Genomic DNA, 13,022 nt, shown 5'->3' on the forward strand with positions numbered 1-13,022 from the left:
TTTCATTATAATCAGCGTTTTGAGATTTATTGTTTTGTTTGTAGAAACAAAGTGTAAACGGTAAGTAATAAAATAGTTGTTATTTACGACATTATGGTTTTATATTGTACATGACTTAAAGTCTCGAATAAAAACAATCATAACCATTATATATCCAGGGGAATACTATGAATTCTAATTCAATTAAGCGAACGGCGGTTGCTCTTGCTGTCGCAAGTGCTTTTTGCGCATCAGCTCATGCTAATAATTTTGAAAAATATAATCTGACGTCTCAAAAAAATGTCCAATCTACAGCTGGCGTAAAAAAAGAACAGGTTCGCGGCGAAGCATCTAGCTGGTTGATTAAACTGCATGCCCCTGCAACAGCTCAAGTAGTAAGTACAGACGTTTCAGCTGTTCGTACGCAAGCTTTAGTAGCGCAAACAAGTGTTGAGCAAGCTATTTCTTCTATGGACTTGCAGCTACAAGTCATTGCAAAAACATCTACTCTAGTGAGTTCAATCGTCGTTAACGGTAATCAAGAAGACGTAGCACGTTTATTGAACAATCAACAAGTAGAGGCGATTTACCCAGTATATGATTACGAGCTAAGTGTTGCAGATAGCGCTGATTACATAATGGCGACACCATTAGTTGAAAGTGGTGTTGCATCAGGCCAAGGCATTAAAGTTGCTGTGCTTGATACTGGTGTTGATTATACCCACGCAGCATTTGGTGGGGCGGGCACTAAAGAAGCATATGATGCTGCAGTGGCAGATCCAGCAAGTGTTGATTGGCCGCAAGCGCAAATCAAAGGCGGCTATGACTATATAAATGATGATGCCGATCCAATCGATGTTAACACTAACCACGGTACACACGTTTCTAATTCAGTAAATGGTATTGCCCCAAATGTTGATCTTTACGTATATTCAGTATGTAACAGTGGTTGTCCTGGTTTAGCCCAGTTACTTGCTCTTGAAAATGCAATGGATCCGAATAAAGATGGTGACATTTCCGACCGTGTTGATGTTATTAACATGTCACTGGGTGGTGATTATGGTGACTTTGCAAATGACGCGGTAGGTCTATTTATTAATAAAGCGGTTAAACTAGGTACTAACGTTGTTATTTCAGCGGGTAATGACGGCGCATATCCATTTATTGTTGGCGGACCTAGTACATCTGAAAATGCACTGTCTGTAGGTGCAATGACTCACCCAACGGGCGACCAAGGTATCGGTAATGGCATGGTTGATGGTAAAGATGTCACCGTGCAACCAGCTAGTTTCGGTCCTCAAACAGCATTTAGTTTTGCCACGGGTGATATTGAGCTGGTTTACCCAGCTGAAAATCAAACTGCGTGTGTCGACTTTGCTGAGGGTATTGATTTTACAGGTAAAGGCGTGATTATTGACCGCGGTGGCTGTGCATTTACAACAAAAGTATTGGCAGCACAAGCTAAAGGCGCTGCATTTGTGATTATCGCCAATAATTCAGATGATGGTACACCGGCACCTATGGGGGGCTCTGATGCTGCCGTAACGATTCCATCAGTTGGTGTTAACTTAGAAACGGGTATGGCACTTAAAGAAGGGAAAGAATTTACCCTTGCTGTAGAGCGCCTTGTACTAGCTGGGGCAATTGCTGACTTTACATCACGTGGTCCTTCAATGGGTGGATTACTAAAACCTGAAATTACCGCTCCAGGTGTAAATATCATGACTGCTCACCCAGGTTTAGGTGATGGCTTGACAGGTGCTACTGGTACTTCATTCTCTGGCCCTATAACCGCTGGTGCGATGAGCCTTCTTAAAGAAGCACACCCAGAACGCAATGCATTTGAGCTTAAAGCGACATTAATGAATGCTGCTAATCTTGATGTAACAATGGAGCCTCGCGCAATTAATCCAGATGCCGAACTTGCGCCAATTAGTTATATCGGTGCTGGCTTGGTTGATGTTAAAAAAGCAGCTGAATTACCAGTTGCAGCCTGGGCTAAAGACACTAAACAAGCTGCGCTTTCGTTTGGTTTAGTTAATGCCGCTGAAATGGTAGAGCTGACTAAAACGGTTCAAGTGAAGAACTTCTCAAACGTTGATAAAGTTTATACACTTTCATTAGAACAGCGTTATGCAAATGATGTAGAGCGTAACTCGTTAACAATGCAATACCCTGCAACAATCACTGTGCCTGCAGGTCAAACAATGTCATTTGACGTAATGGCAAAAATTGATCCTTCAACCTTGCCAGAGTGGACATTGGATGCATCTAATGTTGGTTCTGAGGCTGTCACAGCAGATTTAACGAACCTTGAATTAGACGGTGCGCTTGTTTTCTCTGAAGGGGATATGAAAGCGTTCCACCTTGTGTATCACGTATTACCAAAAGCAAATGCACAGGTAACGGTAACACCTGAAATGACTGAGAAAGGTCCAATGCATAAATTGACAAATACCGGTGCGACAGTGCTTAAACCAGTATTTGCGCCAGTTGTAGCAACAGGTGAGGTTGATGAAGATCAGCGCTTTGATATTGTCGGTGGATCAATTGAAACATTCGCAGTTTCTACTGATATATGTGCAGACGGTTTTGTAACACTAACAACAATGATCTTCAATGAAGGTATTACTCACACATACGTGGGTGGGTTCATGGCTGATTTTGACTTAGATCAAGATGGCACTTATGACATCACGGTTCAAAATGGTAAAAACGAATGGTTTTCTGACGATGTAGAACCAGGAAGTGCACTTACCTTTACACATGGTTATGGTTCAGGCAGTGGTAATCTAAATAATATCTATCAAGTTATCGGTAATAATCATTTCACAATGCAAAGTTGTTTAGGTGCATTTGGTTTAACTGCTGAAAGCATCGATACAGTAACAGCCAATGTTCGCTTTAGAACAGAAGAAGCGACATGGACACCTATCGCGACGGGTTCTGGTGATACCGTAATGGGTACTTATACATTTAGAGACGCATCTAACGACGTGTTAGCAGCTGTGGTTGATAGTAATGAAAATCAAATCACTGAGTTGCAACCCGGCGAGTCAGGAACATTGATGAATGCAGGACAAGACTTTATGGTCCTGTCTAGTTCAGGTTCAGCACCTTTAGTTGCGACACCTCGCGCAGACAGTGGTACAGCACCAATGGTTACTGATGCAGCGTTCTCGGTTGATGAAAATACGGTAAATGGCACTGTTATCGGTATGCTTGAAGTAACATATGGCGCTGACTTAGCTAATCCAGTGTCGGAGTTCATTGTTTTAAGCTCTACTTCTACGGCTATATCTGTTTCAAAAATGGGTGAAGTTACTGTGATGAATCAAGATATGCTTAACTACGAAGCAGGTCTGATGATGGTTGAACTGGAAGTCGTTGCGACTGATACCGCTGGAAATATTTCTGAGTCGGCGATGGTTACTGTCACTATAAATAATATTGCAGATGAAGGCGCTGAAGTAACACCCGTTGTTGATGCAGAACAAAGTTTCTCTGTGCAAGAAAATGCAGCAGTGGATACTGTAATTGGTTCAGTAACAGCAACAGACCCTGATGCGGATGCGACACCAATTGCTAGTTATACTGTGACGGGCAGTGAGCTTGTAAGTATTTCAGCTACAGGTGAACTGAAAGTCGCAGGCAGTATTGACTATGAAGCAATAACTGAGATTAAAGTAATGGTAGCTGCGGTCGATTCTATGGGTCATACATCTGAAGCTGTGGAGGTCATTATTGCAGTGACACAAGACCCAGCCGAAGATGTTGTTGTACCAACACCAGAGAAGAAAAGTTCAGGTGGTTCACTTGCTTGGTTGACGTTATTTGCTGCGCCATTTGCATTTATGCGTCGTCGTAAGCAAAAATAATCTGGTTTTTATTAGGTAATATTTACCTGAATTAAAGCACCGCCAATTGGCGGTGTTTTTGTTTTAACCTGTAATCATAAGTAACGACTGTTACATTTATTGTTTAGATGTTGTTTTTTTGTTTATTGATGGTGTAGTATTCGGAACTGTCAGTTCCTTTTAAGGAACACTTAATAACAATAATCTCGTCTGGGGAATTTATGTCTAACAAGTTAATTACAAAAACAGCCTTATCTCTTGCTGTCTCATCAGCGTTAATGGCAACAGCTGTGAACGCACAAACAGTAAACAGCGTAGCTGCATTAAATAACTACACAACAACAGCTTATACAGCTGATAATGTGCAAGAGCAGTCACCTTCGGCTCACATGATTGTGTTAAATGCAACGACAGCTGCAGATTTGATGACACAAGGTATTTATCAAGCAGGTGATAGCCGCGCAACAATGGCGCAAATTGAGCAAGTACAATCAGAAGTAACACTTGAACTTAGCAGCTTTGATTTCGATGCAAAAATTATCGGTCGCACTAAAGTGTTAGCACCTACACTAATAGTAGAAGCAACTCCTGAAGCTTTAGCTAAAATTGCATTAGATCCACGAGTAGCGAAAGTGCTACCTATGTATGACTATGAATTACATGTAGCTGCATCGGCTGATTATTTAAATGCCTCTCCTTTAGTTAGCACTGGTGTAGTGACAGGTAAGGGTCAAACAGTTGCAGTATTAGATACTGGTATTGATTACACTCACAAAATCTTTGGTGGTGCTGGTACTGTCGAAGCTTATGACGCTGCACAAGCAGATCCTACATCAGTTGCATGGCCACAAGGTCAAGTGCAAGGTGGTTACGATTACGTGCGTGATGATGCCGACCCAATTGAAAATGATCCGGCTGAACCAACGGAGGCAAATGCACCTACAAGTCACGGTACTTCGGTTTCTCATTCTGTAACAGGTATAGCCCCAGAAGTTGAGCTTTATGTTTATTCAGTATGTGGTGGTGGGTGTTCTGGTGCAGCACAGGCGGCTGCTTTAGAATCTGCAATGGATCCAAATGGTGATGGCGATATTTCTGACCGTGTTGATGTAATAAATATGTCACTTGGTGGTGAGTTTGGTGGCACTTATATTGATGGTGGCGCACAGCTTCTTATCCAAAAAGCTGTAGATTTAGGTGTTAATGTTGTTATTTCAGCGGGTAATGATAGCGACCATCCTTTCCGTGTTGGTGGACCAAGTACTACGCCTAATGCTTTATCTGTAGGCGCGATGACGCACCCAACATTAGAATCAGACGTATTAAGTGGGACTGTTGATGGTGCCGAAGTTGAATTAGGTTCTGCAAGCTTCGGTGCGCAAGGTGAATTTACATTTGGTAGTGATGACGCTGAATTAGTTTACCCTGATGCAAATCAAAATGGTTGTGATGCATTTGCTGATGATGTTGACTTTACGGGCAAAGCGGTGGTTATTGACCGTGGCGGCTGTGGTTTCTCAGTTAAAGCATTAAATGCACAAAAGAAAGGTGCTGCGTTTGTTGTTTTAGCCAACAATACGGCGGGTGAAGCTCCAGGAATGGGCGCAAGTCCAGGTGCTGAAGCTGTAACAATTCGTACTGTTTCTGTAACACAAGAAGTAGGTGTGTTGTTAAAAGAAAAATTAGCAGCAGGTGAGCAACCAGTTTATAGTTTTACTGGTAAAAAAGTAATTAAAGCTGGTGCAGTAGCTACTTTCTCTTCACGTGGTCCTTCTATGGATGGTCTATTAAAGCCAGAAATTACAGCGCCAGGTACAAGTATTATGGTTGCTGCGACAGGTACGCAAGATAAGTTGGCACCTGCTTCAGGTACTTCATTCTCAGGACCAATCACAGCGGGTGCAATCGCATTAGTACGTGAAGCGCACCCAGAGCGTAATGCGCTTGAGATTAAAGCAACATTGATGAACTCAGCAAACTTAAATGTTACAAATGAGCCAGTTAGCATAGCACCTGACAGCGAGTTGGCACCAATCAGTATGATCGGTGCAGGTCTAGTTGACGTTGAGAAGGCAGTTAACTTACCAGTAGCAGCATGGGTTGATAGTGTTGAATATAGCACTCAACAAGCAGCTTTATCATTTGGTCTTGAACGTTTCAGTGAAGTAACATCATTCACAAAAACTGTAACAGTTAAGAATTTTTCAAATAAAGCGAAGACATATAACTTACGTACAGAAGCACGCTATACGAACGATGAAGATAGTGGCGCGATTAGCTGGGATATCCCTGCGAGCGTAACAATCGTTCCAGGACAAGTTAGTAAGTTTGATGTAACGTTAACTGTTGATCCAAGCAAATTACATGCATGGACACTTGATAATCCATTTAGTGCTGAAGATATTACAGCGCGCAGTCCAGCATTGACGCTAGCTGAGTTTGATGGTGCATTAGTATTTGATGATGTAGACGATGCAGATTCAGATCATGCTTTACACATTGTTTACCATGCACTACCGAAAGCGGCAACTGAACTAAGTCTTGCTTCAGAAGTTGTAGGTAATTCAATGCAGCTAATTGTTGAAAATACAGGTGCAACAACTGTCTCTACATTAGCTGAAAACATCGTAGCTGTAGGCGTTGAAAAATCAGTAGAAGAAGCGCCATTTAACATTCTTTCTACGACATTCAATGCATTGGCTGCTTCAGGGTGTGAGTCAGGCGTATTGTTTACAGCGTCAATTCAATTGCGTGATGAGCTTACACATGTGTTCCAAGCTGGCTACCGTTTAGATATTGATACTAACAACGATGGCGCTTATGACTTTTTAGTGCAAAACTACAATGACCGCGGTCGTGCTACGGCAACTCCAGGTCGTGCAAGAACAGTAATTGGTACTATTGGTGCTGATGGCGTGGAAACCTTACAGTATGTAACACCTCTTTATCAGTCAGCTGGTGAAGATACTATTACTTTTTCAGCATGTAGTAACTTAATTGGCCTAACGCAAGATAACTTAGGTGATACGTTAAATATTAAAGCATCTGCTGGTTATGCATCATATAGAGGTGGTGTATATTATGAAACAGATAGTATCGTAGGGTCTACGCCGTTCAGTACTTCTGCACCTGTTAGCCTAACTACACTTGATGGTGAAAATACACCTGTTACTGAACTTGCTCCAGGTGAAAGAGCTGTCGTGAATGCAACAGCACCATTTGCATTTACATCTACATCATTAAAAGATGTAGTTAAGCTTGTTACTACTGCAGATCTAGCGGTTCCTAGCATTTCAGCTCCAACGCTTGAAAATGCGACGTTTAGCGTAGTTGAAAATTCTGAAAACGGTTTAGTTATTGGTACAATTGCTGTTGTTGAGTCAAATAAAGATTTAGCTATTTCAGAGTTTTACGTTAAATCTAAAACGCACCAAGGGTTTGATGTTAATAATGATGGTGAAGTTGTTGTTAGCAACAGTGAGATGATTGACTTTGAAACAGGCGTTCAATCAGCTGAATTAGTAGTTGTTGCTATTGATGTTCAAGGTAACGTATCAGCACCTGCACTTATCACAGTTAATATTACTGACCTCGATGAAAATGTTGTTGTTACACCGGTTCCAGAACCTAAGAAGAAAAGTTCAGGTTCTTTAGCTTGGTTAACTTTATTAGCGGCACCATTCGCATTTATGCGTCGTCGTAAACAAAAATAAGAAGTTATAATTAACAATTACTAATGAGTAATTGAGAATTAAAAAATAAAAGGGAGCTTAGGCTCCCTTTTTACATTCTGTTACAAAGCAATATAGTAAGTTCTCTGTAATCAGATATATTGCTTAAGGAATAAAAATAATAGACCAATTCAATAGCAGTGAAGCTTAAAGAGCCTGCCTAATTGGTTTATATAACTTAAGGGAATTTATTTATCATGAAAGTTGTTCAATCTTTTGCGCTGGCAGCATTATCTTTGGCTGTACTAGCGGGGTGCAATAAAGCACCAGAGCAAAAAAATGCTAGTGAAGCTAGCGTATCTCAGGAAATTAATATGGCAGGTGTAACGGCGCCAGTGGCTAATAAAATACCATTTGCAATGGAAATTCATGGTGATACTCGTACCGATAATTATTATTGGATGCGTGATGATGAGCGAAAAGATCCGGCTGTTATTGCACATCTGAATGCTGAAAATACGTATACAGACGCAATGCTAGCACACACTAAAACGTTGCAGGCTACGCTGTTTGAAGAGTTAAAAGGGCGTATTCAAAAAGACGATGATTCAGTGCCCACTAAAAGTGGTGACTTTTATTATTCATCGCAAACGCGTGGTGAAAACGAGTACCCAACTTATGTTCGCAGTAGCGATGCTAAAGGTACTGATCAAAAAGTTATATTAGATGTAAATGAGCTTGCCAAAGATCACGATTATTATTCGGCTACAGGTTTGTCTGTAAGCCCAAATGGTAATTTGTTAGCGTACGGTGAGGACACGGTAAGTCGTCGTATTTACACTATTTTAGTGAAAGATTTAAACACGGGTAAATTACTAGAAGATAAGCTCGAAGGGACCGATGGCGATATTGTCTGGGCTAACGACAATAAGACCTTCTATTACATTAAAAAAGACTTACAAACGTTGCTTGGCTATCAGGTCTACCGCCATACCTTAGGTACGCCACAAGCACAAGATGAATTAGTGTACGAAGAGACAAATACCAGCTATTACACTGGCCTTGGTAAAAGTAAAGACAAGCAAGAAATTTATATTTGGCATGGTAGTACGAGTGCCTCAGGCGTCTCTGTGATTGATGCTAACGATGCCAAATCAAAACCAACACGCTTAATCGAACGCGAAGAAAACCTTGAGTATGACATTGCCAAACATGGCGATACTTATTATATCGTCACTAATCTTAACGCGGTGAATTTTCAGCTTATGACTGTGCACAAAGACAAAGCACATGATAAAGCGAATTGGCGAATGCTGATCCCGGCACGTGATGACATTAAACTTGAAGGTATCGACTTGTTTGCCGATCACCTGGTGTATAAAGAGCGTGAAATGGGTCAGTCTCGTTTAACGATACGTAATTTAACATCTGGCGATGAGCAACAACTGAGCTTTAACGATAGCAGTTATATGATTCATGCTTACGGCAATAATGAATTAGATAGCCAAAGTTTGCGTGTATATTACGCCAGTATGACAACCCCTGGTTCAACGTATGATATTGACTTAAATAGCACCGCTAAAACACTGTTAAAACAACAACAAGTTATGGGGGATTTTGACGCAGATAACTACGCATCAGAGCGACTATTTATTACCGCACGTGATGGCGTAAAAGTACCCGTAAGTTTGGTTTATCGTAAAGATAAATTCAAAAAAGACGGTACTAACCCATTATTGCAATATGCTTATGGATCATATGGCGCAACAATGGACCCAAGTTTTTCAAGTGGTCGCTTGAGCTTGCTTGATCGTGGTTTTGTATTTGCAATTGCGCATATTCGTGGTTCTCAAATGCTTGGTCGCCCTTGGTATGAAGACGGCAAGCTACTAAATAAAAAGAATACCTTTAATGACTTTGTTGATGTTACCAAAGGCTTAGTTACTCAGCAGTATGGCAATGAAGAGCAAATTTTTGCTATGGGCGGCAGTGCGGGTGGATTATTAATGGGGGCTGTGGCAAATCAAGCGCCAGAGCTTTATCAAGGGATGGTAGCGGCTGTACCATTTGTTGATGTAGTTACGACGATGCTTGATGCAAGCTTGCCATTAACAACCAATGAATACGGCGAGTGGGGCAATCCAAACGACAAAGTATATTATGATTATATGCTGTCGTATTCTCCGTATGACCAAGTAAGTAAGCAAGCGTATCCAAATATGTTGGTTACTACTGGTTTACATGACTCGCAGGTGCAGTATTTTGAACCTGCAAAGTGGGTCGCGAAACTACGTGACTTTAAGACAGATGATAACAAACTCCTGTTTAAAATCGATATGGAAGCAGGTCATGGCGGTGCATCAGGGCGTTTTAAAAGCCTTGAAGATACGGCGCTTAATTATGCCTTTATGTTAGATCTAGCAGGTATTAAAAAGTAACGATTAATCAAGGCGTGACAGAGGTTACGCCTTGATTTTTTGCGGTAGATTAAATCGAAACTGAGTACCTTTGCCCAACTCACTTTGAACGTTAATCTCGCTGTTCATTAGTTGCAATAAGCCTTTGCAAATAGCTAAGCCTAAGCCACCTTGTTGACGGCCCGCTTTATTTGAATTACTGGCTTGATAATGAGGTTCAAATATTGCCGTTAATTCATCTTGATTAATTCCAACGCCCGTATCACTAACATCCACATAAAGCTGCTCAGATCCTACATCCTGCACATGTACAATGATTTTTCCACCCCTAGGGGTATGGCGAATCGCATTATCAATTAAGTTACTTAAAACCCGCTCCAGTTTGGCGATGTCGGCAACGACGGTAAAATCGCAAATCGCGGGCTCAACACTTAAATTAATTTCTTTGTGATCGGCTGTTAAACAAAACTTAGCAACACAATCGTAAATTAGCTCACCTAAATTAAGGGTTTCTGGGTGAATTTTCACTTGGCCATTTTCTAGGTTTGCTAACTCAAATATTTGCTCTATTAATTGTTTTAGCTGCTGACAGTTATCACTAGAAACGTCAAGGTAGTGCTGACGCTCTTGCGTGCTTAATTGGCGATGAGGCTGGTTTAGCACCTCTAAAAACCCTTGCAATGATGCCAGCGGCGTACGCAGATCATGTGATAAATGAGTGAGTAATTCGCGGCGTTGCTTGTCGCTTTGTTCTAGGGCTTTGAATTGCTCATCAATGCGCGTGAGCATAGCTTGAATGCCTCTACCAAGATTATCTACTTCATTATTTTTATTTGAATAGGCAGATAGTTTGCTATCGGTTAAGCTGTAATTAGCGGCTTCAATAAGACTTACTTCGGCTGCTAACTTCTTAATTGGAGCGGTAAAAAAGCGGAATAAAACCAGCATTGCAACAAACAAAAATAACAAAGCTGCCGCTAACCAAAGTACAGCCAGCCACAGACTATCATTGGCTTTGATATTGTTAAGAGTGGTGTCATAGGCTTCTCCACCAATAATCACATATAAATAACCCTGCAATGAGTCTTGATTATAAACAGGTGCAACAGAAAATATTTTTTGTTTATTATTATCTCGCGGGTCATCGCCATATAAAGGCGTAATTGTTGGATCGGTAATTAATCGCTTTAATGGTGTGAGGTTTATATGGCTACGCTTTACTTTTCCTGGTTCGGCTGAGTAAGTGAGGATTTTTCCTTGTGGATCAACAAAATAAAATTCAAAAGCAGGGCCTAATAACATTAAAGTATGAAATAGGTTTTCAAGCGCTTTATAGTCATAAATACCCTGTTTTATGAGCGGGTTATCTTGTACTAAATGTTCCGCAAGTTGTAGATGTAAATTTTGCTCGCCATGATGCTGAGAAGTTTGTTCAAGTTGCTTACTCCAACCGTAAACAAGTGCGCAAATAAAACAAAAAATAACCACTAAAGACCATGCTAGTTTTTGATACAGAGATAAATTCATGTGATTTTCACCCGTTGCTTTTTGAGCTGTGTTATTTCGTTAATCAGTTAATCAGTTAATCAGTTACTCAGTTGAGTCGGATTTAATTTATAGCCGACTCCCCAAACTGTTTCGATAAAAGGTGCTTGATGGTGTAGTTCAAGCTTAGCGCGTAATCGGTTAATATGAGAATTTACGGTATGCTCATAACCACTATGTTGATAACCCCATACTTTATCGAGTAATTGTTGGCGACTAAAAACATGGTTTGGGTGGCGAGCAAAGTAGGCGAGCAAATCAAATTCTGTGGCTGTGAGATTTAAAGCCCGCTCAGCGAGGTATACTTGGTGGCTAGAAAACTCAATATTTAACGATCCTAGCTGAATATTTTTTTCAGTCGCGATAGCTTCCTCAACACTAGGATTTGCAGCAAGTATTTGGGCGCGGTGGCGTAATTGAGTTTTTATACGCGCTTGTAACTCACGTGCAAAAAAAGGCTTGCAGATATAATCATCAGCACCCATTTCAAGGCCAATGACTCGATCCATATCTGAGCTTAGCGCGGTGAGTAAAATAACCGACGTGGTGGGATAGTGCTCTTTAATTTTACGACACAAACTTAAGCCATCCATTTGTGGCAAATTAATATCGAGTAAAATTAAACCGTAAGGTTGTTTTGCTATTTTTTTTAGCGCTAACTCTGCGCTTTCTACATGTTCAATGTGTAAGTTAAGTGGTTCAAGCTGGGTAATAATTAATTGGCCGATAGCTCGATCGTCTTCAACGATTAATATTTTTTCATGGCGCATACAGTCATCCTAATGGAAAAAGCCCATCCATGAGCTCTAACTTCCCCCTAAACTGCTAGGCAGTTTAATGATTACTGTGTCCGTGTAATAACGATTTTAGCTAGCGGATTATCAAACTTGTGTTCGCTGTTTAAGGTGGAGCCAGACAGCCCGTCTTGTTGGCTTACAACACCTGGATGCATAGAAACAAGGTCTATATCGTCGCGTGCTTCATTAAACCCTTCCCCCCCATCTGCAGGACCTGGAATTGAACCTTCTGCTTCTGAGTTTGCTTCAGTTCCTGCGTCATACGCGAATGTGAAGTGAGTTAATGCTTCGTCTACAGTTAATGCGGACACATCAATAGAGTTAAGACCGGTAAAACCATCATTTGTATTCACCATCATTGTCGCAAGTGATAATTTTAATTCTTCTAGGCTGCTGGTTGTGACTGTTAAGGTCGTTTGCGCGCCAGGGCCTACCGGTGCATCACCCGAGCTGGTAGCAATTGCAGAGGCAAAATTTAGTAACTCTGAATTATCACCCCCTTCAGCCATTAACTCTAATGCTGCTGATGAACTTTCACCTATTTGCCATAAGTTACCTTCATTGTGTGCGATGAGTGCAACAGGTGAGAACGGTTGCCCAGCGGTTAAGTTACTTACTTCTACGCTAAATTGATAACTAACAGGTTCAGGAGTCGGCGGTGTAACGACTTCATTGTTATTTGAATCGCCACATGCAGCTAAACTCGCTCCAAGGGCAATAATAATTAAGCTTTTATTAAAACGTAACATAACAGCG

At 41.1% G+C, this 13,022-nt stretch carries 6 protein-coding genes; 3 read left to right on the top strand and 3 right to left on the bottom strand.

Annotated elements, in window-relative coordinates; all coding sequences use genetic code 11:
• Window positions 1-167: 167 nt before the first annotated feature.
• The 3 genes from ACJJVX_RS04565 (at window position 168) to ACJJVX_RS04575 (ending at window position 9,945) form a co-directional block, all read left to right on the top strand.
• Complete coding sequence (locus ACJJVX_RS04565) at window positions 168-3,857, top strand: S8 family serine peptidase (RefSeq protein ID WP_054205271.1); 3,690 nt, start codon at window positions 168-170, stop codon at window positions 3,855-3,857.
• A 200-nt stretch (window positions 3,858-4,057) separates the two neighbouring features.
• Window positions 4,058-7,549 (top strand): S8 family serine peptidase, encoded by a 3,492-nt coding sequence (locus ACJJVX_RS04570; RefSeq protein WP_405630389.1) that lies wholly within the window; start codon window positions 4,058-4,060, stop codon window positions 7,547-7,549.
• A gap of 215 nt (window positions 7,550-7,764) precedes the next feature.
• Window positions 7,765-9,945, top strand: coding sequence for a S9 family peptidase (locus ACJJVX_RS04575; RefSeq protein ID WP_405630391.1), 2,181 nt, complete (start codon window positions 7,765-7,767; stop codon window positions 9,943-9,945).
• Window positions 9,946-9,969: 24 nt separating this feature from the next.
• Here the strand turns inward: ACJJVX_RS04575 and ACJJVX_RS04580 are convergent, their stop codons facing one another.
• From ACJJVX_RS04580 to ACJJVX_RS04590, 3 genes are all read right to left on the bottom strand, one after another.
• Window positions 9,970-11,451 carry a sensor histidine kinase KdpD gene (locus tag ACJJVX_RS04580; protein ID WP_054205268.1) on the bottom strand — a complete coding sequence of 494 codons (1,482 nt, stop codon included), beginning with the start codon at window positions 11,449-11,451 and terminating at the stop codon, window positions 9,970-9,972.
• A gap of 59 nt (window positions 11,452-11,510) precedes the next feature.
• Entirely contained in the window at window positions 11,511-12,239 is a 729-nt protein-coding gene (locus ACJJVX_RS04585) for a response regulator transcription factor (protein WP_054205267.1), read from the bottom strand.
• Between the two features lie 71 nt (window positions 12,240-12,310).
• Window positions 12,311-13,015: a spondin domain-containing protein gene (locus tag ACJJVX_RS04590; protein ID WP_054205266.1), complete on the bottom strand. Its 705-nt coding sequence runs from the start codon at window positions 13,013-13,015 to the stop codon at window positions 12,311-12,313.
• Between the last annotated feature and the right edge of the window lie 7 nt (window positions 13,016-13,022).

This window comes from Pseudoalteromonas sp. Ld20, assembly GCF_045064175.1.
GTDB lineage: Bacteria > Pseudomonadota > Gammaproteobacteria > Enterobacterales > Alteromonadaceae > Pseudoalteromonas > Pseudoalteromonas neustonica.

Bases quoted from the DNA above. Each gene is read 5' to 3' on its own strand.
- ACJJVX_RS04570 (WP_405630389.1), top strand. From the start codon at position 4,058: ATGTCTAACAAGTTAATTACAAAAACAGCCTTATCTCTTGCTGTCTCA.
- ACJJVX_RS04575 (WP_405630391.1), top strand. From the start codon at position 7,765: ATGAAAGTTGTTCAATCTTTTGCGCTGGCAGCATTATCTTTGGCTGTA.
- ACJJVX_RS04580 (WP_054205268.1), bottom strand. From the start codon at position 11,451: ATGAATTTATCTCTGTATCAAAAACTAGCATGGTCTTTAGTGGTTATT.
- ACJJVX_RS04585 (WP_054205267.1), bottom strand. From the start codon at position 12,239: ATGCGCCATGAAAAAATATTAATCGTTGAAGACGATCGAGCTATCGGC.
- ACJJVX_RS04590 (WP_054205266.1), bottom strand. From the start codon at position 13,015: ATGTTACGTTTTAATAAAAGCTTAATTATTATTGCCCTTGGAGCGAGT.
- ACJJVX_RS04565 (WP_054205271.1), top strand. From the start codon at position 168: ATGAATTCTAATTCAATTAAGCGAACGGCGGTTGCTCTTGCTGTCGCA.